Annotated in this window: 19 protein-coding genes; 9 read left to right on the top strand and 10 right to left on the bottom strand. The window is 72.3% G+C overall.

The genetic code is table 11. The features are described 5' to 3' along the window. The first annotated feature begins 333 nt into the window (after positions 1-333). The gene (locus tag ACZ5FU_RS14895) at positions 334-900 is read left to right on the top strand and encodes a DJ-1/PfpI family protein (protein ID WP_451531036.1); all 567 of its coding nucleotides are present in this window, start codon (positions 334-336) and stop codon (positions 898-900) included. 80 nt (positions 901-980) lie between these two features. Here the strand turns inward: ACZ5FU_RS14895 and ACZ5FU_RS14890 are convergent, their stop codons facing one another. After that, positions 981-1,646 (bottom strand): HAD family hydrolase, encoded by a 666-nt coding sequence (locus ACZ5FU_RS14890; protein WP_468835533.1) that lies wholly within the window; start codon positions 1,644-1,646, stop codon positions 981-983. A 151-nt stretch (positions 1,647-1,797) separates the two neighbouring features. Then, on the bottom strand, positions 1,798-2,316 hold the full coding sequence (locus tag ACZ5FU_RS14885; protein WP_451531034.1) for a DUF6912 family protein: 519 nt from the start codon (positions 2,314-2,316) through the stop codon (positions 1,798-1,800). Positions 2,317-2,638: 322 nt separating this feature from the next. Here ACZ5FU_RS14885 and ACZ5FU_RS14880 point away from each other — a divergent pair, with 322 nt between their 5' ends. Next, positions 2,639-3,292: an Rv3235 family protein gene (locus ACZ5FU_RS14880; protein ID WP_451531033.1), complete on the top strand. Its 654-nt coding sequence runs from the start codon at positions 2,639-2,641 to the stop codon at positions 3,290-3,292. Between the two features lie 123 nt (positions 3,293-3,415). Here the strand turns inward: ACZ5FU_RS14880 and secA are convergent, their stop codons facing one another. Then, entirely contained in the window at positions 3,416-6,253 is a 2,838-nt protein-coding gene (gene secA / locus ACZ5FU_RS14875; RefSeq protein WP_451531032.1) for a preprotein translocase subunit SecA, read from the bottom strand. 280 nt (positions 6,254-6,533) lie between these two features. Between secA and ACZ5FU_RS14870 the strand changes: the two genes are divergently transcribed. After that, positions 6,534-7,127 carry a GNAT family N-acetyltransferase gene (locus tag ACZ5FU_RS14870; RefSeq protein ID WP_451781407.1) on the top strand — a complete coding sequence of 198 codons (594 nt, stop codon included), beginning with the start codon at positions 6,534-6,536 and terminating at the stop codon, positions 7,125-7,127. Between the two features lie 59 nt (positions 7,128-7,186). After that, positions 7,187-8,383 carry a winged helix-turn-helix domain-containing protein gene (locus tag ACZ5FU_RS14865; RefSeq protein WP_451531030.1) on the top strand — a complete coding sequence of 399 codons (1,197 nt, stop codon included), beginning with the start codon at positions 7,187-7,189 and terminating at the stop codon, positions 8,381-8,383. A gap of 72 nt (positions 8,384-8,455) precedes the next feature. Here ACZ5FU_RS14865 and ACZ5FU_RS14860 read toward each other — a convergent pair whose 3' ends face one another. The 7 genes from ACZ5FU_RS14860 to mtnA form a co-directional block, all read right to left on the bottom strand. Next, positions 8,456-9,202, bottom strand: a complete 747-nt coding sequence (locus ACZ5FU_RS14860; RefSeq protein WP_356569457.1) for a response regulator transcription factor — start codon at positions 9,200-9,202, stop codon at positions 8,456-8,458. Positions 9,203-9,406: 204 nt separating this feature from the next. Beyond that, positions 9,407-10,099 carry a ribosome hibernation-promoting factor, HPF/YfiA family gene (gene hpf / locus ACZ5FU_RS14855; RefSeq protein ID WP_451531029.1) on the bottom strand — a complete coding sequence of 231 codons (693 nt, stop codon included), beginning with the start codon at positions 10,097-10,099 and terminating at the stop codon, positions 9,407-9,409. A gap of 314 nt (positions 10,100-10,413) precedes the next feature. Further along, positions 10,414-11,385, bottom strand: coding sequence for a ComF family protein (locus ACZ5FU_RS14850; RefSeq protein WP_469045414.1), 972 nt, complete (start codon positions 11,383-11,385; stop codon positions 10,414-10,416). Positions 11,386-11,666: 281 nt separating this feature from the next. Next, entirely contained in the window at positions 11,667-13,496 is a 1,830-nt protein-coding gene (locus ACZ5FU_RS14845) for an LpqB family beta-propeller domain-containing protein (RefSeq protein WP_469045413.1), read from the bottom strand. After that, on the bottom strand, positions 13,486-15,552 hold the full coding sequence (gene mtrB, locus ACZ5FU_RS14840) for an MtrAB system histidine kinase MtrB (protein WP_451531026.1): 2,067 nt from the start codon (positions 15,550-15,552) through the stop codon (positions 13,486-13,488). The genes ACZ5FU_RS14845 and mtrB overlap by 11 nt, the downstream gene beginning before the upstream one ends. Before the next feature lies 1 nt (position 15,553). Then, a complete protein-coding gene (mtrA, locus tag ACZ5FU_RS14835) occupies positions 15,554-16,243 on the bottom strand; it encodes a two-component system response regulator MtrA (RefSeq protein WP_005316841.1) in 690 nt (229 codons plus the stop codon). Between the two features lie 181 nt (positions 16,244-16,424). Continuing rightward, on the bottom strand, positions 16,425-17,567 hold the full coding sequence (mtnA, locus tag ACZ5FU_RS14830; RefSeq protein WP_451531025.1) for an S-methyl-5-thioribose-1-phosphate isomerase: 1,143 nt from the start codon (positions 17,565-17,567) through the stop codon (positions 16,425-16,427). Positions 17,568-17,707: 140 nt separating this feature from the next. On the opposite strand from mtnA, the gene ACZ5FU_RS14825 reads away from it, so the two are divergent. Genes ACZ5FU_RS14825 through ACZ5FU_RS14805 form a run of 5 tightly spaced genes read left to right on the top strand, consistent with a single transcriptional unit; the run spans position 17,708 to position 23,360 of the window. Beyond that, positions 17,708-19,039 carry a DUF7847 domain-containing protein gene (locus ACZ5FU_RS14825; protein ID WP_469045412.1) on the top strand — a complete coding sequence of 444 codons (1,332 nt, stop codon included), beginning with the start codon at positions 17,708-17,710 and terminating at the stop codon, positions 19,037-19,039. A gap of 4 nt (positions 19,040-19,043) precedes the next feature. Next, entirely contained in the window at positions 19,044-19,868 is an 825-nt protein-coding gene (locus ACZ5FU_RS14820) for a DUF4129 domain-containing protein (RefSeq protein ID WP_469045411.1), read from the top strand. Continuing rightward, positions 19,865-21,061: a DUF4350 domain-containing protein gene (locus tag ACZ5FU_RS14815; RefSeq protein ID WP_469045410.1), complete on the top strand. Its 1,197-nt coding sequence runs from the start codon at positions 19,865-19,867 to the stop codon at positions 21,059-21,061. Before ACZ5FU_RS14820 ends, ACZ5FU_RS14815 begins: the two co-directional genes overlap by 4 nt. Next, positions 21,058-22,050 carry an AAA family ATPase gene (locus tag ACZ5FU_RS14810; RefSeq protein ID WP_451531021.1) on the top strand — a complete coding sequence of 331 codons (993 nt, stop codon included), beginning with the start codon at positions 21,058-21,060 and terminating at the stop codon, positions 22,048-22,050. The genes ACZ5FU_RS14815 and ACZ5FU_RS14810 overlap by 4 nt, the downstream gene beginning before the upstream one ends. Beyond that, on the top strand, positions 22,050-23,360 hold the full coding sequence (locus ACZ5FU_RS14805) for a DUF58 domain-containing protein (protein WP_469045409.1): 1,311 nt from the start codon (positions 22,050-22,052) through the stop codon (positions 23,358-23,360). The genes ACZ5FU_RS14810 and ACZ5FU_RS14805 overlap by 1 nt, the downstream gene beginning before the upstream one ends. Positions 23,361-23,515: the final 155 nt, after the last annotated feature.

Raw genomic sequence — 23,515 nt, 5'->3', positions numbered from 1 at the left:
CGCGACGATGTGTGAAGGGACGGCCCCGCCCCCACCCTCGACCACTGGAACCGGACGGACGGGCGGGGCGGGTGACACGGCAGATGCGGGTGACGCGGCCGGTGCGGGTGACGCGGCTGGGCGCGAGGCGGGAGGCCGCAGGCGGCGAGGCGGGAGGCCGCAGGCGGCGAGGCGGCGAGGCGGGAAAGCGGTGCAGGGGAGAAGGAGTGGGGCCGGAAAAGTCGACGCCGGCATCGGCCCCGGGCACTCTGAGAGCGACCCACCTCTTGGCGAGGCCGCGCCCAGGAGGCAGGTTGCCCGAGGAGAGCACCCGCCCGAGAGGAGCCGCCCGACATGACCACGAAGATCCTCATCGTCACCGGCGACGCAGCGGAGTCCCTGGAAGTCCTCTACCCCTACCAGCGCCTGCGCGAGGAGGGCTACGAGGTCCACATCGCCGCCCCCACCCGCAAGCAGCTCCGCTTCGTCGTCCACGACTTCGAACCCGGCTTCGACACCTACACCGAGAAGCCCGGCTACACCTGGCCCGCCGACCTCGCCTTCTCCGAGGTCGACCCCGGCGCGTACGCCGCCGTCGTGATCCCCGGCGGACGCGCCCCCGAGTACCTGCGCAACGACCCCGAGCTGCGCAAGATCCTCAAGTCGTTCTTCGACACGGACAAGCCGGTCGCCCAGATCTGCCACGGGCCGCTGCTGACCGCCGCGGTGGACGGGCTGTCGGGCCGCCGCGTCACGGCGTACCCGGCCCTGGAACTCGACATGCAGAGTGCCGGGGCGACCTTCCAGGACACCGAGGCCGTCGTCGACGGCACGCTGGTCTCCTCCCGGGCCTGGCCGGACCACCCCGCGTGGATGCGCGAGTTCCTGAAGGTGCTGCGCACCAAGGCACCGGCGACCTGACGGCCCGCGCCGCGCGGATCACGCCGTGCCGCCCGGTGGGGTGCCCGCGGGTGCGGCGCCGCGCCGCGCGGGCCACCCCGTCAGGCGGCCATCCGCTCCACCGTCTCGACGGCCTCCCGGAGGGTGTCCACCACGGGCACGCCGACCCCCTCCAGGCTGGCCCGGCTGTGCGACCCCCCGGTGTACAGCACGGCCCGCGCGCCCACGTGCAGCGCCGCCACCGCGTCGTCGGCGGCGTCCCCGATGACCACGGTGCGCTCCACGTCGACCTCGGCCAGGGTCTCCAGGTGGCGCACCATGTGCTCGGCCTTGCTGCCGCCGGACGGCCCGGTGCGCCCGTCGACGCGGACGAAGTACGGCTCGATCCCGAATCCCCTGACCAGCGGGACCAGCTCGTCGTGCACGTACATGCTCAGCAGCGACTGGCTGCGGCCCGCCGAGCTCCACCCGGCGAGCAGTTCCGCCGCCCCGGTGGTCAGCCCGCACCGCACCCGGTGCTCGGCGTAGTACCGGTGGAAGACCTCGTCCATGACCTGCCACTCGGCGTCGGTGGGCAGTCTGCCCAGCAGCCGTTCGTAGAACTTGGGCACCGGTACGCAGTACAGCGCCCGGTACCGCTCGAGCGTGATCGGCTCCAGCCCCAGCTCGACGAACGCCGCGTTCGTGGCTCCGATGATGGCGTCGTTGTCGTGGAACAGCGTCCCGTTCCAGTCCCATACGATGTGCGCCCCGGCCTGCTTCCCCATACCCGCAAACGTACCCGCCCCCACCGACAGCCGGGGAGGCGGTGGCCCGCGCCGCGGGGACACCGGGCCCGGGCCCCTCGGCCCGCGGCCCGCGGCCCGTGATCCGGTCCCGCCGGTCCTGCCGACCCCTGCCGGACCCGCCGGACCCGCCTCAGCGGCCGGATTCCACCAGGTCGGCGATCTCCTGCGCGGCGAACCACAGCAGTTCGTGGTCCTCGGCGCCGTCGACCACGGACCGGGCGTCGTCGTCCCCGGCGTCCGCCGCCGGCAGCGCCTCGACCGCGGCGCTCACGTCCGTCTCCGCGTCGTCGGCGTCGACGTGCACGGCGGCCGCCTCGGCCGACCGCACGGGCCCGGTCACCCGGACCTCGCCGAGCGCCGCCGGGTCCGGGGCGCGGTCGGGGTCCGACGCGGCCGCGCCGTCCGGCACGTCGACGGCGACCACCACGCGGCGCCGCGGTGCCGCGGGGTCCGCCGCCAGCAGCCGCAGCGAGGCGAGCGCGGCCCGGCCGAGGGCCGCGTACTCCAGCTCCTCGATGTCGTCGGAGGCGTACCACTCGCGCAGTCCGGGCGTGACGGCGTAGGCGACGAGCGGCCCGGACGACCCCAGCTCCCCCGTCGTGTGCGCCTCGGCGAGACCGGGGAGGGTCAGGGGGACGTAGACGCGCATGATGGGCCGCTCTCTCGTGGTCGAAGGCTCCGCTCGGTGCCCCCCGCATCCGTGGAGGGCCTCCAGGATACGTGCGGACGCCCCCTTTCGAGTCCCTGTCCCCGGCCTCCCGGACGTCCACCCCAGGCCTCGAAATTCACCCTGCGCACCACTCCCACCTGCGCTTACCTCTTCCCACACCACCCTGACGAGTGAAACCACCCACCCCTGCGACACCACTCTGCGCTACTTGCCGTCACGCACCGCGACCGAGTACAAGATCCCCAGCGCAAGTTACCGCCCGGTAGACGCTGTCGGCCGGGCCCAGCGAACGGGGACCACCATGAACAAGGTCATGACGAGGACGCAGCGCACCCCCGGCGGCCGCCCGCCCGGCCGCGGCGACACCCGCCGTCCCGCCGGCACTCCGCCCCGGGTCCCGAGCGGCGGCACCCGCCCGGCCCCCGCCGGTGGCCGCCCGCCCGGCTCACCCGGCCCCCTCCCCACCGCCCGCACCCGCCCCGCCGACAACCGCCCCGCGCCCACCGCCGGCGCCCCTCGCGCCACCACACCGCTCACCCCGACGACACGCACGACGCCCACGACGCCCACCATCCCCGTCCGGAGCCCTCGCGGGCCCCTCGCCGAGCCCGGACAGCCCCGCCCCACCGACCTCTTCGCCGACCGTCTCCTCGCCGTCCTCAGCGGCCGCCGCCCCGTCCACTCGATGCTCCGCCACACCGTCGGCCGCGCCTACGACGACCTGGCGCACCTTGCCGAGAGCGGTCCCCTGCGCACCACCCGCGGCACCCATCCCGTCGTACGCGACATCGGCTACTACGTCGCCCGTCCCGGCGCCCTGGAGGTCTTCGCCCGCATCGGCGCGGGCGACCGGCTGCGCGCGATGGCGTTCCGCCTGGAGCGCGGCACGGACCGCCGCTGGCGGTGCACGGCGGTGGAACTCGGCGGCCCGCGCAGCCCCCGCACCGACGACTGAGCGGGCCTTCCCCACCGCGCCGGGAGAACCGGGCGGGCGGCGCACCACCCCATGAACGCCGACGGGCCGGACCACCCTCAGGTGATCCGGCCCGCGACGACCTTCCGCGGCTACGTGCCGCGACTACTTCTTACGACGCCGCCCGGCCTTCGCCTGCTTGCGCCGCTCCGCGCGCGTCAGGCCGTCCGCCTCCGAACGCACGGGCTCCTCGTCGCTCTCGAAGTCGCCCTCGACGGTGCCGCCCTCGCCGTCCACGGTCGGCGCCGAGAAGTGCAGGTTCCGCCGCTGCGGGGCGTCCAGACCCTTGGCGCGGATCTCCGGACGGGCCTGCGCCGGCACCACGTCCTGCTTGTCCATGTCGACCGGCACCGCGTCCTCGACCGGCACCTCCTCGACCTGCTGCTCGACCTGGACCTCCAGGTTGAACAGGTAGCCGACGGACTCCTCCTTGATGCCGTCCATCATCGCGGAGAACATGTCGAAGCCCTCGCGCTGGTACTCGACCAGCGGGTCCTTCTGCGCCATCGCGCGCAGGCCGATGCCCTCCTGGAGGTAGTCCATCTCGTAGAGGTGCTCGCGCCACTTGCGGTCCAGGACCGACAGCACGACCCGCCGCTCCAGCTCACGCATGATCTCGGAGCCGAGCTGCTTCTCCCGCGACTCGTACTGCTCGCGGATGTCGTCCTTGATGGAATCGGCGATGAACTCGGCGGTCAGCCCCGCACGGTCGCCGGCCGCCTCCTCCAGCTCGTCCACGGTGATCTTCACCGGGTACAGCTGCTTGAAGGCGCCCCAGAGCCGGTCCAGGTCCCAGTCCTCGGCGAAGCCCTCCGCGGTCTCCGCCGACACGTACGCGTCGATCGTGTCGTCCATGAAGTGGTGGATCTGCTCCTGGAGGTCCTCGCCCTCCAGGACGCGACGCCGCTCGCCGTAGATGACCTCGCGCTGCCGGTTGAGGACCTCGTCGTACTTCAGGACGTTCTTGCGCGTCTCGAAGTTCTGCTGCTCGACCTGCGACTGCGCGGACGCGATGGCCCGCGTGACCATCTTGTTCTCGATCGGCACGTCGTCCGGCACGTTCGCCATGGACATCACGCGCTCCACCATCTGCGCCTTGAACAGACGCATCAGGTCGTCGCCCAGCGACAGGTAGAAACGGGACTCGCCCGGGTCGCCCTGACGGCCGGAACGACCCCGCAGCTGGTTGTCGATACGCCGCGACTCGTGCCGCTCGGTGCCCAGCACGTACAGCCCGCCGAGCTCCTCGACCTGCTCCTTCTCCGCCCTGACGGCCTGCTCGGCCTTCTCCAGGGCGGCCGGCAGCGCCGCGGCCCACTCCTCGATGTGCTCCTCCGGGTCGAGACCGCGCTGGCGCAGCTCCGCCTCGGCGAGGTCCTCCGGGTTGCCGCCCAGCTTGATGTCCGTACCACGACCGGCCATGTTCGTGGCCACCGTCACGGCGCCCCTGCGGCCCGCCTGGGCGACGATCTGCGCCTCACGGTCGTGCTGCTTGGCGTTCAGCACCTCGTGCTGGATGCCCCGCTTGCTGAGCTGCTGCGAGAGGTACTCGGACTTCTCGACCGACGTCGTGCCGACGAGGATCGGCTGGCCCTTCTCGTGCTTCTCGGCGATGTCGTCGACGACCGCCTCGAACTTCGCGACCTCGGTACGGTAGATGAGGTCCGACTGGTCCTTGCGGACCATCGGCCTGTTCGTCGGGATCGGCACCACGCCGAGCTTGTAGATCTGGTGGAACTCGGCGGCCTCGGTCATCGCCGTACCGGTCATGCCGGACAGGCCGGGCAGTTCCTTGCCGTTGTGGTCGTGGCGCTTGTAGAGGCGGAAGAAGTTCTGCAGGGTGATCGTCGCGAGCGTCTGGTTCTCGTCCTTGATGTCCACCCCTTCCTTCGCCTCGATCGCCTGGTGCATGCCCTCGTTGTAACGGCGACCCGCGAGGATACGACCGGTGTGCTCGTCGACGATCATGACCTCGCCGTCGATGACGACGTAGTCCTTGTCCTTCTTGAAGAGCTCCTTCGCCTTGATGGCGTTGTTCAGGTAGCCCACCAGAGGCGTGTTCACCGACTCGTAGAGGTTGTCGATGCCCAGCCAGTCCTCGACCTTCGCGACACCGGCCTCGTGGATGGCGACCGTGCGCTTCTTCTCGTCGACCTCGTAGTCGCCGGTCTCCTCGATGCCCTTGAGCGGGTTGCCCGCCTCGCCGCGCTTGAGGCGCAGGACCAGCTTGGCGAAATCGCCGTACCACTTCGTCGCCTGGTCCGCCGGACCCGAGATGATCAGCGGCGTACGCGCCTCGTCGACCAGGATGGAGTCGACCTCGTCGACGATCGCGAAGTTGTGGCCGCGCTGGACGAGCTCGTCCTGGGACCACGCCATGTTGTCGCGCAGGTAGTCGAAGCCGAACTCGTTGTTCGTGCCGTACGTGATGTCGCAGGCGTACATCTCGCGGCGCTGGGCCGGCGTCATGTTGGCCATGATGCAACCGACCGACAGACCGAGGAACTTGTGGACGCGCCCCATCATCTCGGAGTCGCGCTCGGCCAGGTAGTCGTTGACCGTGATCAGGTGGACGCCCTCACCCGACAGGGCGTTCAGATACGCGGGCAGCGTGCCCACCAGGGTCTTGCCCTCACCGGTCTTCATCTCGGCGACATAGCCGAGGTGCAGGGCGGCACCACCCATGATCTGCACGTCGTAGTGACGCTGGCCCAGCGCGCGCTTGGCGGCCTCGCGCACCGTGGCGAACGCCTCCGGCAGCAGGTCGTCCAGCGTCTCGCCGTCGGCGTACCGCTGCTTGTACTCATCGGTGAGGGCCCGCAGCTCGGCGTCGGAGAGGTCGACGAAGTCCTCTTCGATGGAGTTGACCTGGTCCGCGATGCGGTGCAGCTTGCGCAGGATCTTGCCTTCGCCTGCACGCATGATCTTCGAGAGGACGGACACGGGGGTTGGTCTCCTTGCCGGTCGGGCCTGGGACGGTCGGTTTCATGTGACTCACTGAGCAACGGCCATCGTATGCGAGGACCCCGCCACGCCGGGAGGCCTGCCGTGACGCGGACCGCACACCACCTCACGGCGGCGCCGGGTTCCCCCGTCACAGGCACAACGGACGGGCACCGCCGATGGTGCCGCACCCACCGGACGAATTACGCGAAAAGTGACCACCCGCTCACCCACCGCGAAAAGATGGCGCCCGTACCGGCGCCACGCGCAGAATCAGCCGATGGAACCCGTCACCCTCACCACCGACCGCCTCGTCCTGCGCCCGGTCGGCCCCCGGGACACCGACGCGGTCCACGCCGCCGCCCAGGACCCCGACATCCAGCGCTGGACCACCATCCCCTCCCCCTACCTCCCCGAACACGCCCGCAGCTTCACCGAGCAGCTCGCCCCCGAAGGCTGGGCCGGCCGCTCGATGTTCACCTTCGGCGTCTTCCTCCCCGACGGCAGCCTCACCGGCCTCCTCAGCCTCACCACACGCTCCCTCGGCACCGCCGAGATCGGCTTCTGGACCAGCAGGGAACACCGCGGCCACGGCTACACCACCGAGGCCACCGTCACCGCCTCCCGCTGGGCCTTCACCCACCTCGCCGTCGACCGCGTCGAATGGCGCGCGGAAGTCGGCAACAGCGCTTCCCTCGCCGTCGCCCGACACGCCGGTTTCACCCTGGAGGGCACCCTGCGCTCCGCGATCAACAACAAGGGCGTACGACGCGACTGCTGGGTGGCCTCCCTGCTCCCCTCGGACCTCGGCCTGCCCTCGACGGCCCCCTACCTCCCCGCACCGCCCCACCCCTCCGCCCCCGGCCCCGCCTGAGCACGGGCGGACCCGCGGCCCGGCACAGGCTGTCAGACCCACCCCCTATCGTGCGCACCATGACGACCCCGCCCCCCGCCACCGAAATCTCCGCGGACGAGGCCCGCCGCATCGCCCTGCGCGCCCAGGGCCTCCTCGGCGCCCCCGACCGCGGAGCCGGCGTCCGCGGCGTCCTGCGCCACCTCGGCGCCGTCCAGCTCGACACCATCTCCGTCCTCGCCCGCTCCCACGAGCTCATCCCCTACGCCCGCCTGGGCGCCGTCGGCCGCACCACCGTCGAGGACGCCTACTGGAACCCCACCCCCGGCGCACCCGACGCCCGGCCCCACGCCTTCGAGTACTGGTCCCACGCCGCGTGCATCCTCCCCATCGAGGAGTGGCCCCACTTCGCCTTCCGCCGCCGCGCCTACCGCAACCGCCCGCACTGGAACCACGCCCTCCCCGACGGCACCTACGAGCAGGTCATCGAGCAACTGCGCACCGAGGGCCCCCTCACCGCCACCGAACTGGGCGGCGCTAAGAAGACCAGCGAGTGGTGGGACTGGTCCGGCACCAAGGTCGCCGTCGAACGCGCCCTGATGTACGGCGAGGTCGTCTGCGTCGAACGCCGCGGCTGGAAGCGGGTCTACGACCTCGCCGAACGCGCCGTCCCCGCCGACCTGCTGCACGACGAACTCGACGACACCGAGTGCCTGCGCCGCCTGGTCGGCCTCGCCGGCCGCTCCCTGGGCGTCGGCACGCGCGCGGACATCGCCGACTACCACCGCCTCAAGGGCGAACAGGTCGACGCGGTGATCGCCGACTCCGGTCTGGTCCCGGTCACCGTCGCCGGCTGGGGAAAACCGGCCTGGGCCGACCCGGCGGCCCTGGCGACGACGCCCCGCGGCCGCCACCGCACGACGCTGCTGTCCCCCTTCGACTCCCTCGTCTGGGAACGGGCCCGCACCGAGCGCGTCTTCGGCTTCACCCACCGCCTGGAGGCCTACGTGCCCAAATCCCGGCGGATCCACGGTTACTTCGCGATGCCGGTGCTCGCCGGCGGCCGGCTCGTCGGCCGCGTCGACCCCGCCCGCGAGGGCCGCACCCTCGTCGCCCGACAGATCACCCTGGACGGCCCCAAGGCCGTACCCGCCGTCGCGCAGGCCCTGACGGAGGCGGCGAGCTGGGTGGACTGCACAGACGTACGAGTGGAACGGGTCGACGCACCCGAACTGCGCGCCCCCCTCACCCGGGAACTCGCCCGGGCCCTCGCCTGACCGCCACCGCGCGGGACCACCGCGCACCACCACACCGGGGCCGACGCACGGGAACCACCGGAGCTACCGGAACTACCGGATCTCGAGGATCTTCTCCCGCATCGCGTACACCACCGCTTCCATCCTGGAGTGCAGCTGCAACTTCTCCAGAATGTTCCGCACATGGTTCTTCACGGTGTTCTCGGAGATGAACAACTCCTTGGCGATGTCGCGGTTGTTCATCCCCGTCGCGACCAGCTTGAGCACTTCCAGCTCACGGTCCGTCAACCGCGGCGCGGGCACCAGCCTGCGCTCGTCGGTGCGCTGGATCATCGATTTGAACTCGGTCAGCAGTTTCGACGCCATCGAGGGACTGATCTGCGACTGCCCGTCCGCCACCGCCCGAATGGCCGTGGCCACCTCGTCGGTGGAGATCTCCTTCAGGAGATAACCCGTCGCACCCGCCTTGATCGCCTCATAGAGATCGGCCTCCTCGTCGCTGATCGTCAACATGATGATCTTCGCACTGGGAGCCACCTCCTTGATCGAGGTGCACGCCTCGATCCCCCCGCGCTTCGGCATCCGTACGTCCATCAGCACGATGTCGGGCAGCAGATCGGCCGCCTTGTCCACGGCCTCCGCCCCGTCCCCCGCCTCACCGACGACCTGGATGTCCTCCTCCGCGGCGAGCACGATCTCCAGCCCACGGCGGAACAGGGCGTGATCGTCCACCACCAGGACCCTGATCGGCTCCTTGCGGGGAGCGCCCCCGTCCGGGCCCATGCCGACGACGCCCCCGACGGCATCCCCGTCATGCATCGGTCCGAAGCTGTCCGCCATCGTTCCTCCCCCTGAAGGCTGTGGCCGTGGTCCAGTGCCATCGCCAACGCAAGGCAACGACCCACCGGTTGAGCCGTTGCCGCCATGATTCCATGCCCGGACGACAACCCGGTGACGGAGCGATGCCCGAAGGGGCGCACACGGATGCCCCTGGGGGCGCACACGCGCTCCAGGGGCACCTGCTCGGCTGTCACCGGGACGGGGTCAGCCGCCCAGTGCGCCGCCCGCCTCGGGGGCCGGAGCCTGAGCGACCATCGGGTCCGTGCTGAGGTGGATCACGCCGTAGTCGTAAGCGTGCCGCCGGTAGACGACGCTCGGCTCCTTCGTCTCGGAGTCGACGAAGAGATAGAAGTCGTGCCCGACCAGCTCCATCTCGTAAAGAGCCTGGTCGAGAGTCATGGGGGCGGCCACATGGGTCTTCTCGCGCACCACGAGCGGGCCGTCGCCCTGCACCTCCAGCGACCCGATCTTCTTCGTCGGCACGCTGTCGGACTCTTCGGACGGGACGGGGTGGCCATTGCTGCCGAGGGTCGCGACGCCCGGTACGTGGTCGGCGACCTCCGCCGCCGAGATCCGCTGCGCGCCGCGCCGGGTGTAACGCTTGTCGTGCTGCTTGCGCAGCTGGGCGTCCAGCTTCTCCGCCGCCAGGTCGAGTGCCGCGTACGGGTCGCTGGCCGCTGCCTCCGCACGGATCACCGGGCCGCGGGAGCGGAGCGTGATCTCCACCCGGTCGCACCGGTCGGCCTGTCGGGGGTTCGGCTCCTTGGACACCTCGACGTCGAGGCTCATCACCTTGCCGTCGAGCTTCTGGATCTTCTCCAGGTTCAGCTTCTCGGCCACGTGCTTGCGGAACCGCTCGGGCACCTCGGTCTTGCGGCCCTTGACGACGATGTCCACGCAGAACTCCGTTCCCGGATCGCCCCGCATCAGCGGCGGAGCATCTCCCTTTTGCACCAGGTTCCGGTGGACACCGGAACCTCGGACTCGGTGACTTCCACCTCCTCCTCCCCCATGGGCGAGATCTCCACCCCAGATGCCGCGATGATTACCTCAAAGCGCGGCACGGCATTCGGATTCGAGAGGTGTGGCCTGCGGCTTTCCCTCACAACCGAACATATCTCGCCCGGACGGATGTCGTCACCCTCTACTGCCGCGTACCCCCGTTCAGGTGAATTGGTCCTCTCAATATCTGCAACGAAACCGGTCCTCGGTCAGTTCCGGTCCCTTTCGAAAGCGCCCGGTGGTGCCGCGACGACGGCCGCGCACAGCGGACCGGCGAACCGGGTCCCGTCCGGCGGCCGCACCTGCCCCGAGACCGGCATCGACACCGGGTCCGTTCCTCCCTTCCGCGCTCCGGACGGTCGTACTCCACTGCCTTCCCGGCGAACGCCGCCGTACACGGCGACCACACCCTCTTCACCCGCTCCCCGGCCGGCCGTCCCGGTCCGGCGGGTGTCCGTCACCGCCGGGGCGCCGCCCCCGGCGGCCCGGTGCGTCACCGTCGCCTCCCGCACGGCACGCGCGGCCTCGGCGAGGGAGGCACCGGTCGTCACCAGGTCGTCGACGAGCACCACCGCGTCCGCACCGCACAGCAGCCGCGCGCCGCCGGCCGCCACCGTCAGCGCGCCGAGCAGATTGTCCAGCCGCTGCCGCGAGTTGAGCCCCGTCTGGTCGGCCACCACCCGGCGCTGACGCAGCACCGCGGCCACCCGCACCGGCACCCCGGCCGCCCGCAGCTCGGCCGCCGCGGCCAGCGCGATCCGCCGGGCCGGATCATGCCCCCGGGAACGGGTGGCCCGGCGCGCGGAGGGGACGGGGACGAGGAGCACGGTTCGCGAGGGGGGCGGGGGCCCCTCCCCCTCCCCGCCCCCCGCCTCCCCCGACCCCAATCCCACCCGCACCGCCCCCGCCAGTGCGGTCCCCAGCGGCCGTGTCAGTGCCAGCGCGCCGCGTTCCTTGTGGGCCAGCAGCACGGCCCGTACCTCGTCCGCGTACCGGGCGGCCGCGTGCACGGCGGGCAGCCCGGGCGGTTCGGGGTCCGGCCGGACGCGGCGGGGCGTGTTGCCGTGGAGCGCGGCGCGGCACCGGTGGCAGAGCACAGTGCGTGCCGTGCCGCAGCCGCCGCACTCGGCCGGGAGCACCAGGCCGGAGAAGTCCTGCCACCACCGCCGGACGCTTTCCACGCCGATCACTGTGCCAAGTCGGGGGAGGGCCTGCCACCCCTGTGGAAAAGGCCTGGCGCGGGCCTGTGGAAAAGCCCCGCAAGGCCCGAAGGACCAGGCTGGGCCGGGCCGGGCCGGGCCGGGCCGGGCTGGGCCGGGCCGGGCTGGGCCGGGCCGGGCTGGGCCGGGCTGGGCTGGGCCGGGCTGGGCTGGGCTGGGCTGGGACGAACGGGAGGGCCGAGCCGGACGAGGAGCAGGCCGTCCGGACGTGCCGGCCTGCTCCCGTCAGGACGCGGTCGTCCTCACCCCGGGTAGAACGCGGCGGAGCCGGTCTCCTTCAGCGTCCGCCAGCCGCTCCCGCCGGGCAGCCACAGCAGGCCCTCCTTCGAGGCGGCGAAGAGGGGGGCCTCGCTGTCCTCGGAGGCGGCGATGCTCGTGACCTCGGTGAGGCCGGGGAGCGTGCCAGTCTCGGGGATGGAGCCGTCGCTCTGGACGTACTGGACCTGTTCGACTCCGCCGGCTTCGCGGCCGACGACGACGAGCCTGTTGTCCCCGGCCCACGACATGGCGGTGACCTGTTCGAGGTCGGGGGTCGCGGAGCGCAGTTCCTGGACGGCGACGGTGGGCCGTTCGCCGCTCCTGTCGCGTTCGATCCGTCCGATGAGCAGGGACTGCTTGCCACCCTGGTCGACGACGAGCGCGATCCGTACGCCGTCGGCGGCGACCCGTACGGTGTCGATCCGTCCGTCGAGGCCGGGGACGAGTACCGGCAGGGGTTCGCCGCCGCCCTTCTCCAGGAGGAGCAGGCGCGGGTCGGCGGGGTCGCGGTCGGCGACCCACAGGTCGCCCTGGGCGTCCCAGCTGGGGGTGGTGAGCCGGTCGGTCTCGGTCTTGCCCTTGCTCAGGAGGACGGGCTCGCCGAGTGAGTTGCCGGCGACGGTGGAGGTGACGTAGAGCGCCTTGCCGTCGAGGGCGACGCCGGCCGCGCTGTGTTCGTCGCGGGAGACGGCGACCGAGCGCAGGGCCTGGGTGCCGTCGCCGAGTGCGCCGGGCACGGCTTCGGAGCTGGCGCTGTCGCCGGCGTTCGTCCTGCGCATCAGGCGGTGGCGGGCGTCGATGAAGTACAGGTATTCGGGTCGGCGTTCCGCTCCGCGTTCGGCGACGGCGGCGGCCCGGTCCTCGGTGAGGGAGCAGAGCTGGTTTCCGCCGGCGCGTATTTCGACCTCGTCGACGGTGGGGTTGAGGCCCTGGAGGGTGAACAGCAGTTGCGCGGCCATCTCGTCGCACTTGCCGTGCCCGACACGGGCCGCCTTGTCGTTGAGCGGCACGGTGAGTTTGTTCTGGTCGTCGGGCGCCAGGGAGGTGACGCCGGCGGTGAGTGCGGTGCCGGTGGGGAAGCCGGAGCGGACGACGGGGCGCAGCCAGCCGGTGGGCCCGTTGAGCAGGGAGCGCACCGTCTCGGTCATGGGGTCGACGCGTTCGCGGACGTAGACGGGGTCGGCGACGGCCATGGGTTGTCCGGAGCCGGCGGACGTAGTGTGGGAGGCGAAGTAGTACTTGTTGAGCGACATGTAGTTGCGCTGGAAGTCGGACTTGCCCATGACGACGCCTTCGGGGAGCGCGTCGATGCGCCAGTGTCCGGTCTTCTTGTCGCGCGTGAGGTGCACGGTCCGGTCGTAGTCGCCGGAGGCGGGGGTGTAGGACTGCTGGGCGTCGATGGTGGCGACGCGGGTGCCGGTCAGCCGGAAGGCGAAGTCGTCGCCGTTCTCCCTGCTGCCGGAGCGGTCGGCCTGGGTGCCCGGTCCGTCGGCGAGGACGGTGGTGGAGCGTTCGGGTCTCCACTGCTTCGCGGCGTCGGGGGTGAGGTATTGGCGTGCGGTGGAGTAGCCGGGGTCGTCGCTGGTCAGGGCTTCGAGGAAGCCCTGGACGATCTCGGCGGGCGGAGCGTCGTCGCGGGGCGGCATGGCGAAGACCCGGACCTGTGTCTCCTGGCGGGGGGTGGATTCGACGTCGCGCAGGTCGCCGCTGTCGGGCATCGAGGCGCATCCCGTCAGCAGGACGACTCCGCACATGGCGTACGCCGCTCCGCGCACCGGCGTGCGCCGGCGGCCCCCCTCGCGGTCAGCGCCCACGGAATGCCTCCCCTTGCTCGTTCGCACCGTCGGTTTCCCTGTCCGTCCGGCTCGTCCGGTCGGGTGCCTCACCGTGTGCCCCGTTCCTGGTGGGCGGGTCCGGTGGGCGGGTATCGGTGGCGGGCCGGGGCACGACGCGCGCGCCGTTGCCGGGCAGCGCCGTCGGGTCGGCGGTGGCGGCCACGGTGCCCTGGCGGGGTGCCAGGGGGGCCCGTCCGGGCCGGCGCTGCTCGCGGGCGGGCTGGAGGGGCACGGTGGCGCTCTTCTCGCTTCCGCCGCGCGGCAGGCCTGCTTCGTTGAGTCCGCGGTTGCGGCGGGAGTCCTTGGGTTCCAGGGGTATCGGTGAGCCCCGCAGGGGTTCGTCCGCGGTCCTGGGCAGGGTGAGCCGGAACTGTGAGCCGCCTCCGGGTTCGCCCCAGGCCTGGAGCCAGCCGCCGTGCAGGCGGGCGTCCTCCAGGGCGATGGACAGTCCGAGGCCGGTGCCTCCGGTGGTGCGCGCGCGTGCCGGGTCGGCGCGCCAGAAGCGGCTGAAGACGCGGGTGGCCTCGCCGGGCTTGAGTCCGACGCCGTAGTCGCGGACGGCGATGGCGACGGCTCCGCCGGCGCTGGCGAGTCTGACGACGACGTCCTTGCCGTCGCCGTGTTCGACGGCGTTGACGACGAGGTTGCGCAGGACGCGTTCCACCCGGCGGGCGTCGGCCTCGGCGACGACGGGCTGCTGGTCGCCGCGGACGCGTATGGAGGTGCCCTTGCGTTCGGCGAGCGGCGCGGCCCCGCTGACGACGCGGCGTACGACGTCGCGCAGGTCGACGGGTTCGGCCTCGAGGGCGGCGGCGCCCGCGTCGAAGCGGCTGATCTCGAGGAGGTCGGCGAGGAGGGACTCAAAGCGGTCGAGCTGGTCGGCGAGGAGTTCGGCCGAGCGGGCGGTGACGGGGTCGAAGTCCTCGCGGGCCTCGTGGATGACGTCGGCGGCCATCCGTACGGTCGTCAGGGGGGTGCGCAGTTCGTGCGACACGTCGGAGACGAACCGTCGCTGCATCCGTGACAGGTCCTCCAGCTGCTGGATCTTGAGCTGGAGGTTCTGCGCCATCTTGTTGAAGGCCTCGCCGAGTCGTGCGATGTCGTCCTCGCCGGTGACCTTCATGCGTTCCTGGAGGTGTCCGGCGGAGAGCCGTTCGGCGATCCCGGCGGCCATCCGCACGGGGGTGACGACCTGCCGTACGACGAGCCAGGCGATGGCTCCGAGGAGGACGACGACGAAGAGTCCGGCGGTGGCGAGGGTGCCCCGGACGAGGCTGAGGGACTTCTCCTCCTGGGTGAGGGGGAAGAGGTAGTACAGCTCGTAGGGGTCGCCGTTGGGGTCGTTGACGCGTTTGCCGATGACGAGGGCCGGCTGGGACTCCTGGTCGCTGAGGTAGACGATGCGGGAGTACCTCTGGACGGCGCCGGTGCTGCTGTTGACGCGTTCGCGCAGGACGTCGGGGACGCTCTTGTTGGGGTCGACGGAGCCGGAGGCCCGTGGTCCGCGGCCGCCGCCGGGGGGCAGGGTGACCACGTCGAAGGCGCCCTGGCCGCCGCTGGACAGCGACAGCACGAGTTCGCTCATCCATTCGATGACGTTCTGGGAGGCGTGGCCGTCCGGGTTGTTGCCGTCGTCGGCGGCCGCGCCGGCCGCTTCGTCGGCCTTCTGCTTGGCCACGGCGAAGCCGCCGGTGGCCTGGCTCTGGGAGGCCTTGACCTTGGCGTCGAGCAGCCCGTTGCGCACCTGTCCGATGACGACGAAGCCGAGCAGCAGGACGACGCCCAGCGACATCAGCAGGGTCGTGGCGACGACCTTGAGCTGGATGTTGCGCCGCCACAGCCGCATGACGGGCAGCAGCGGCCGGCGTATCCAGCGCAGCAGGAGCCGCAGGACGGGGCTGTTGCGCACACCGCCCTGGAGGAGTCCGCCGACGAAGAGGCGGGCGAAGCGTGATCCCGTCTGCCGCGGGCCGACAGGCCGCTCCGGACGGGCCCCGGACCGGCCGGGGGCCGAAGCGGCACTGTCCTTGGACATGTCAGCTCGGTCCGGCCTTGTAACCGACGCCACGGACGGTCACCACGATCTCCGGCCGCTCCGGGTCCTTCTCGACCTTGGAGCGCAGCCGCTGTACGTGCACGTTGACCAGGCGGGTGTCGGCGGCGTGCCGGTAGCCCCACACCTGCTCGAGCAGCACTTCCCGCGTGAACACCTGCCAGGGTTTGCGGGCCAGTGCGACCAGCAGGTCGAACTCCAGCGGGGTCAGCGCGATCGACTGCCCGTCGCGTTTCACCGAGTGGCCGGCCACGTCGATGACGAGGTCGCCGATGGTGAGCTGCTCGGGAGCGGGCTCCTCGGACCTGCGCAGCCGCGCCCGGATCCGGGCGACCAGCTCCTTCGGCTTGAACGGCTTCACGATGTAGTCGTCGGCGCCCGATTCGAGGCCCACGACGACGTCGACGGTGTCGCTCTTGGCCGTGAGCATGACGATCGGCACTCCGGACTCCGCCCTGATCAGGCGGCACACCTCGATGCCGTCCCGTCCGGGCAGCATCAGGTCCAGCAGCACCAGGTCGGGCTTCGCCTCACGGAAAGCGGCCAGCGCCTTGTCGCCGTCGGCTACGAAAGACGGCTCAAAACCTTCACCACGCAACACGATGCCGAGCATCTCGGCCAGTGCGGTGTCGTCGTCGACGACAAGGACTCGTCCCTTCATAAACGACATCATCCCATTCTCATAACAGTGACAGTGGCGCTGGTGAGCAGGGTCACTGGCCCGTGACGATAGTCGTAGGGAACGGTCACTGTCTGCCCCGGCCCCCGGCAACGCCCCCGGCGCCCGTCCGGAGGCCGCCGACAGCCCCGTGGGACAAGGAATCGGGGGGCCGCCCCGAGGGGCGGCCGCCTCCTCAGTCGGTGCTCGCGCGCCGTGCCCCGGCGCACAGCTCCGCCAGCCCTTCGGCCGTCACCGGCGAGACGACGCCCTCCTCCGTGACGATCGCCGTGACCAGCTCGGGCGGCGTCACGTCGAACGCCGGGTTGTACGCCTGCGTCCCCAGGGGCGCCACCGGGATCCCTCCCCCCGCTCCCGACATCGGCGCCTGCGGCGCGGCCATCTCCGTCACCTCGAACCCGGGCCGCTGCTCGACCTCGATGGACGCCCCGTCGGCGGTGCCCGGGTCGACCGTCGTCAACGGCGCCACCACGATGAACGGCACGTGGTGGTACCGGGCGAGCACCGCGAGCGGATAGCTCCCCACCTTGTTGGCCACGGACCCGTCGGCCGCGATGCGGTCGGCCCCGATCAGCACGGCGTCGACCTCGCCGGCCGCGAACAGCGACCCCGCCGCGTTGTCGGTGAGCAGGGTGCAGGCCATGCCGCTGCGCGCGGCCTCGTACGCCGTCAGCCGGGCGCCCTGGAGCAGCGGACGGGTCTCGTCCATCCACAGCCGTCGCAGTCGGCCCGCCCGGTGCGCCGCGAGGGCCACCGCGAACGCGGTCCCCTCGCCGCCCGACACCAGCGAACCGGTGTTGCAGTGCGTGAGGATCCGGTGCCCGCCGCCGGGCAGCAGCTCGTCGAGGAGCGTCAGCCCGTGCTCGGCCATCCGGGCACTGGCCTCGGCATCCTCCCGGTGCAGTTGCCGCGCCGCGGCCAGGGCGGCCCGGGCTCCCTGCTCCGGGCTGCCGCCCCGGGCGACCTCCGCCTGGTAGGCGTCGCGGGCGCGGTGCACACCGACGGAGAGGTTCACCGCGGTGGGACGGGCGCCCGCGAGCGCGTTCGCCGCCTCGTCCACGTCGAAGCCGCGCACGGCGGCGAGCGCGACCCCGTACGCCCCGGCGATCCCGAGCAGCGGCGCCCCGCGCACGGCGAGCGAACCGATCGCCTCCACCAGCGCCGACGCGTCCGTACAGACCAGCTCCACCTCCTCGGCCGGCAGCCTCGTCTGGTCGAGAAGCACCAGCACGGGCCCTTCGGGTGGTTCCTCCCAGCGGATCGCCGGTACCTCGGTGGGCCGCTTGTCATCGCCGGGTCGCGCGTACTGATCAGCCATGCCGTCAGTGTGCCCGTTATCGGCCGGACAATCGAAGGTGCGCAGCCCGGACCGCGGCCGATCCGCCGTCGACCACCCCATGGCACGATGGCTCCCAACCTGCCGCCGCGACCGCGGACGGGCACCGTGAAGGAGCGACGATGAACGACACTCCGGGCTGGGCCTCGCCCGGATCCGCCCCGTCCGACGGACAGGAGCCCGGGACGTCCACGCCTCCCGAGCCCGCCGACCGGCCCGGCGGCGCACAGCCCGACGACCGGCCGGCCCCGAACCCTCAGGGCCCCGGCGCCCAGTGGTCCCCGCAGCAGCCGCCACCAGGCCGGTGGTCCGCGCCGACCGGCGCCCAGAACCCGGGCCAGGCCCCTCCACCACCGCCCCCGGCCCCCGGCACCGCCTGGGGCCCCCGCCCGCCCGCCGGCCCCGGTGGTCACGGCGGATACGGCGGATACGGCACTCCCGGTGGTTGGGGCGGCGGCTGGGGCGGCCCTCCGCCCGCGGCCAAGCCGGGCGTCATCCCGCTGCGCCCGCTCGGCGTGGGAGAAATCCTCGACGGAGCCGTCTCCACCATGCGCACCTACTGGCGCACGGTCCTCGGCATCTCCCTGACGGTCGCCGTCGTCGTGGAGGTCGTCGTCGTCCTCCTGCGGGGCCTGGTCCTGGACGAGTCCACGGGCACGGCCGCGCTCGGCGACACGAGCGCCACGGTCGACGAACAACTCGACGCCCTGGGGTCCGCCCTGCTCGATTCCGGTGTCGTCTTCCTCGTCAGCCTGGTCGGCACCATCACGGCGACCGCGCTCCTGACCGCCGTCACCAGCCGCGCCGTCCTCGGCAAGCCGGTCACCAGCGGCGAGGCGTGGCGCGACGCCCGCCCCCGACTGCTGAAACTGTTCGGCCTGATCCTCCTGCTGCTGCTGACGGTGACCGCTGTCGCCGTCGTCTGCGTCCTGCCGGGCGCCCTCCTCGGCGGCGCGGCGGGCGACGCCCTCACCGCCATGGGCAGCCTCGGGTCGTTCGTCCTCGCGGTGGCGCTGCTGGTCCGCTTCTCCCTCGCCTCGCCGGCCCTGATGCTGGAGAAGCAGGGCATCAGGAAGGCCCTGGCCCGGTCCGCGAAACTCGTCCGCGGATCCTGGTGGCGGGTCTTCGGCATCCAGGTGCTCTCCCTGATCATCGCGAACCTCGTCGCCATGATCATCGCCGTGCCCTTCGCCCTGGTCGGCGCCGCCCTCAGCCCCGGCGGTCTCAGCGCCTTCACGGACACCGACACCGAGCTGGGCTGGACCTACCTCATCGTCAGCGGCATCGGCTCGGTCATCGGCTCCCTCATCACGTTCCCGATCACGGCGGGCGTCGCCGTGCTCCTCTACATCGACCAGCGCATCCGCCGCGAGGCCCTCGACCTCGACCTGGCGCGCGCCGCCGGCGTCCAGGGCTACGGAACCCCCGCCCCCGGCGCCTCCCCCGGGAGTTGATGCGGTGAGGCTTGCGGGGGGAGTTCTCACGGCGGCACCGGCAGGCCCGCCCACGACGGCACCGCCCGGCCCGGTCCGCCCGATCCTGTCGGACGCCGTCGGCCGCGCCGGGCACCCCTTGCTGCGGGCGGCCGACGGCCCGCGGCTGTCGTGGGCGCGCTCGGACGGCGAACCCCCGGTGACCGTCCCCCGCGACCCCGCACGCGAGGCGGCCCGCCGCGAACTGTCCGAGCGGCTGTACCACGAGAACGATCCCGGCCTGTTCGAACGCGCCCTGAACACCTTCTGGGACTGGCTCGACGCCCTGTTCGGCGCCGCCTCGACGGCCACCCCGGGAGGAGTGACCGGCCTGGTGGTCCTCGTCCTGGCCGTCGCCGCCGTGGTGGCCGCGCTGTGGTGGCGCCTCGGCTCCTCCGGCCGCCGGCCCGCCCCCGCGACGACCCTGTTCGACGACCGCCCCCGCAGCGCCGCCGACCACCGTGCGGCCGCCGAGGCACATGCCGCCCAGGGCCACTGGAACCAGGCCGTCCAGGAACGCATGCGCGCCGTCGTCCGCTCCCTGGAGGAACGCGCGCTCCTCGACGCGCGCCCCGGCCGCACCGCCGACGAGGCCGCCGCGGAAGCCGGCCGCACCCTCCCCGCGCACGCCGGCCGGCTCCGCTCCGCCGCCCGCGACTTCGACGACGTCGCGTACGGCGGCCGCACCACCACCGAGCAGGCGTACGCCCGCATCGCCGGCCTCGACCGCGACCTGGCCGGCACCACGCCCCACCTCACGCACGACAGCGCCCCCACCGCGGCCCAGCACACCCGCCGGGGCGCCGAATGACCACCGCGGTCACACCCCCGGCCACATCGGTCTCGCCCACCGCCCGCCAGGTGTGGACCCGCTCGCGGGGCGTCGTCCTCGCCCTCGTGCTCCTCCTGGCCGGTGCGGCGGTCCTCGCCACCTTGCGCTCCGACGCCCGCCACGGCGCCCTCGACCCCCGCTCCGCGGCCCCCTACGGCAGCCGCGCCGTCGCCGAACTCCTCGCCGACCACGGTGTCTCGACCCGCGTCGTCACCACCTCGGCCGGGGCCCGCGCCGCGACGGGTCCCGACACCACTCTCCTGGTCGCCACCCCCGACCTGCTGCCGGAAGACCTCCGGCGGGAACTGCGTTCGGCGACAGCCGGCTCCGGCGGCCGCACCGTCCTCGTCGCCCCCGGGGCCCGGTCCGTCGAAGCCCTCGCCCCCGGTGTCACCGCGGACCCCGCCACCAGCCGCACCTCCACCCTCGCCCCCGCCTGCGCGCTGCCCGCCGCGCAGCGCGCGGGCAGCGCCGACACCGGCGGCATCCGCTACACCACCACCCGGCGCGACGCGGACGAGTGCTACCCCAGCAACCGCCTGGCCACCCTGGTACGGGTTCCGGACGCCACCGGCGGCGGCGACACCGTCGTCCTCGGCGCGCCCGACATCTTCCACAACGACCGCCTCGACGAACAGGGCAACGCCTCCCTCGCCCTGCAACTCCTCGGCTCCCGCACCCATCTGGTCTGGTACCTCCCCTCGCTCTCCGACACCTCCGCCGCCGACCGGGACGAGGCCGAGAGCTTCTTCGACCTGGTCCCCTCCGGCTGGCTCTGGGGCACCCTGCAACTCCTCGTCGCGGCGGCCCTCGCAGCCCTCTGGCGGGCACGCAGGTTCGGCCCCCTCGTCCCCGAGGAACTCCCCGTCGCGGTCCGCGCCTCCGAAACCGTCGAAGGCCGCGCCCGCCTCTACCGCAGGGCCGACGCGCGCGACCGCGCGGCCACCGCTCTTCGCTCCGCAACCCGCACCCGCCTCGCCCCTCTCGCAGGCGTCCCCGCCGCCCAGGCCCACACACCCGAAACACTCGTCCCCGCCCTGTCCACCCACCTCGACGGCGACAGACAGTCCCTGCACTTCCTCCTCTTCGGCCCGCCACCCGCCGACGACACGGGCCTGATCGCCCTCACCGACCGACTCGACGCCCTCGAAAGAGAGGTACGCCGTCCATGACGGAGCCGACCACCGACAACGCCGGGACCACCGGGGACGCGGGCAGTGCCCGCGCCTCGCTGGAAGCCCTGCGCACCGAGATCGCGAAGGCCGTGGTCGGCCAGGACCCCGCCGTGACCGGCCTCGTCGTCGCCCTCCTCTGCCGCGGACACGTCCTCCTCGAAGGAGTCCCCGGAGTGGCCAAGACGCTGCTCGTCCGCGCCCTCGCCTCCGCACTGGAACTCGACACCAAGCGCGTCCAGTTCACCCCCGACCTCATGCCGAGCGACGTCACCGGCTCCCTCGTCTACGACAGCCGCAGCGCCGAGTTCTCCTTCCAGCCGGGCCCGGTCTTCACCAACCTCCTTCTCGCCGACGAAATCAACCGCACCCCGCCGAAAACGCAGTCCTCCCTGCTCGAGGCCATGGAGGAACGCCAGGTCACCGTCGACGGCACCGCCCGCCCCCTCCCCGACCCGTTCCTGGTCGCCGCGACCCAGAACCCGGTCGAGTACGAAGGCACCTATCCCCTCCCCGAAGCCCAGCTGGACCGCTTCCTCCTCAAACTCACCGTCCCCCTCCCCTCCCGCCAGGACGAGATCGACGTCCTCACCCGCCACGCCGAGGGCTTCGACCCCCGTGACCTGCGCGCCGCCGGCGTCCGCCCGGTGGCCGGCGCCGCGGACCTCGAGGCCGCCCGTGCCGCCGTCGCGGGCACCACCGTCTCACCCGAGATCACGGCCTACGTCGTCGACATCTGCCGGGCCACCCGCACATCCCCCTCCCTCACCCTCGGCGCGTCCCCCCGCGGCGCAACGGCTCTCCTCGCCACCGCCCGCGCCTGGGCCTGGCTGACCGGCCGCGACTACGTCATCCCCGACGACGTCAAAGCCCTCGCCCTCCCGACTCTCCGGCACCGCGTCCAACTCCGCCCGGAGGCCGAAATGGAAGGCGTCACCGCCGACTCGGTCCTCACCGCGGTCCTCGCCCACGTCCCCGTCCCCCGCTGATGGCACTCACCGGACGCACCGCCCTCCTGGCGGCCCTGGGCTCCCTCCCCGTCGGTATCTGGGCACCCGGCTGGACAGGCCTCCTCGCCGTCAACGCCCCCCTGGCCATCGCCTGCGCCTGCGACTTCGCCCTCGCCGCCCCCGTGCGCCGCCTGCGCCTGACACGCTCCGGCGACACCTCCGTACGCCTGGGCGACACAGCTGACGTCACCCTCACCCTCACCAACCCCTCCCGCCGTCCGCTGCGCGCCCACATCCGTGACGCCTGGCCGCCCAGCAGCTGGCAGCCCGGCAGCGGCATCGCCGCTTCCCGCCACGAGACCACCGTCCCCGCCGGAGAGCGCCGCCGTATCACCACCCGCCTGAGCCCCACCCGCCGCGGCGACCGCCACGCCGACCGCGTCACCATCCGCTCCTACGGCCCCCTGCGTCTCTTCTCCCGCCAGGGCACACACAGAATTCCCTGGTCCGTACGGGTTCTGCCCGCCTTCACCAGCCGCAAGCACCTGCCCGCGAAACTCGCTCGTCTGCGTGAACTCGACGGCCGCACCAGCGTCCTGACCCGCGGCGAAGGCACAGAATTCGACAGTCTGCGCGAATATGTGCCCGGTGACGACACCCGGTCCATCGACTGGCGCGCCACAGCCCGGCAGACCACCGTCGCCGTCCGCACCTGGCGTCCCGAACGCGACCGCCACGTCCTCCTTGTCCTCGACACCGGCCGCACCTCCGCAGGCCGGGTGGACGACGTACCCCGCCTCGACGCTTCGATGGACGCGGCCCTGCTCCTGGCCGCCCTGGCATCCCGCGCCGGCGACCGCGTCGACCTCCTCGCTTACGACCGCCGCGTACGCGCCCTCGTCCAAGGCCGCACAGCTGGAGAAACCCTCCCCTCCATGGTGAACGCCCTGGCCCTTCTCGAACCGGAACTGGTCGAGACGGACACTCGTGGTCTCACCGCCACAGCACTGCGAACGGCCCCCCGCAGCTCACTGATCGTCCTGCTGACCACGCTCGACCCCGCGCCGGTCGAAGAGGGCCTCCTACCGGTCTTCCCCCAGCTCACCCGACGCCACAGCGTCGTGGTGGCCTCGGTGGCCGACCCGCACATCGCCCGTATGGCCGCTGCCCGCGGAACCGTCGAAGCAGTCTACGAAGCAGCGGCCGCGGCCCAGGCACAGTCAGAACGGTCCCGCACCGCAGAGCAACTCCGCCGCTACGGAGTCACGATCGTCGACGCCACTCCGAACGAACTGGCTCCGGCACTGGCCGACGCCTATCTCGCGCTGAAAGCAGCAGGCCGCCTATAACGCAAAAAGGGCTCCTCAAGGGAGCCCGTACAACCGGACGCACACAGCAATAAACGCAGGAGACCCCCGTGCCAGTGGCACGGGGGTCTCCCGGAATGATTGTTCGGCGGCGTCCTACTCTCCCACAGGGTCCCCCCTGCAGTACCATCGGCGCT

It is taken from the genome of Streptomyces sp. NPDC031554 (genome assembly GCF_055580685.1).
The sequence above is the reverse complement of the archived record's forward strand: the minus strand, read 5'-3'. Positions and strand labels throughout refer to the sequence as shown.

Coding starts and splice junctions, on each gene's coding strand:
- ACZ5FU_RS14865 (WP_451531030.1), top strand. CDS start 7,187: ATGACGACCCCGCCCCCCGCCACCGAAATCTCCGCGGACGAGGCCCGC.
- mtnA (WP_451531025.1), bottom strand. CDS start 17,567: ATGGCTGATCAGTACGCGCGACCCGGCGATGACAAGCGGCCCACCGAG.
- ACZ5FU_RS14880 (WP_451531033.1), top strand. CDS start 2,639: ATGAACAAGGTCATGACGAGGACGCAGCGCACCCCCGGCGGCCGCCCG.
- ACZ5FU_RS14805 (WP_469045409.1), top strand. CDS start 22,050: ATGGCACTCACCGGACGCACCGCCCTCCTGGCGGCCCTGGGCTCCCTC.
- ACZ5FU_RS14860 (WP_356569457.1), bottom strand. CDS start 9,202: ATGGCGGACAGCTTCGGACCGATGCATGACGGGGATGCCGTCGGGGGC.
- ACZ5FU_RS14825 (WP_469045412.1), top strand. CDS start 17,708: ATGAACGACACTCCGGGCTGGGCCTCGCCCGGATCCGCCCCGTCCGAC.
- ACZ5FU_RS14885 (WP_451531034.1), bottom strand. CDS start 2,316: ATGCGCGTCTACGTCCCCCTGACCCTCCCCGGTCTCGCCGAGGCGCAC.
- mtrB (WP_451531026.1), bottom strand. CDS start 15,552: ATGTCCAAGGACAGTGCCGCTTCGGCCCCCGGCCGGTCCGGGGCCCGT.
- ACZ5FU_RS14870 (WP_451781407.1), top strand. CDS start 6,534: ATGGAACCCGTCACCCTCACCACCGACCGCCTCGTCCTGCGCCCGGTC.
- ACZ5FU_RS14890 (WP_468835533.1), bottom strand. CDS start 1,646: ATGGGGAAGCAGGCCGGGGCGCACATCGTATGGGACTGGAACGGGACG.
- ACZ5FU_RS14815 (WP_469045410.1), top strand. CDS start 19,865: ATGACCACCGCGGTCACACCCCCGGCCACATCGGTCTCGCCCACCGCC.
- ACZ5FU_RS14810 (WP_451531021.1), top strand. CDS start 21,058: ATGACGGAGCCGACCACCGACAACGCCGGGACCACCGGGGACGCGGGC.
- ACZ5FU_RS14895 (WP_451531036.1), top strand. CDS start 334: ATGACCACGAAGATCCTCATCGTCACCGGCGACGCAGCGGAGTCCCTG.
- mtrA (WP_005316841.1), bottom strand. CDS start 16,243: ATGATGTCGTTTATGAAGGGACGAGTCCTTGTCGTCGACGACGACACC.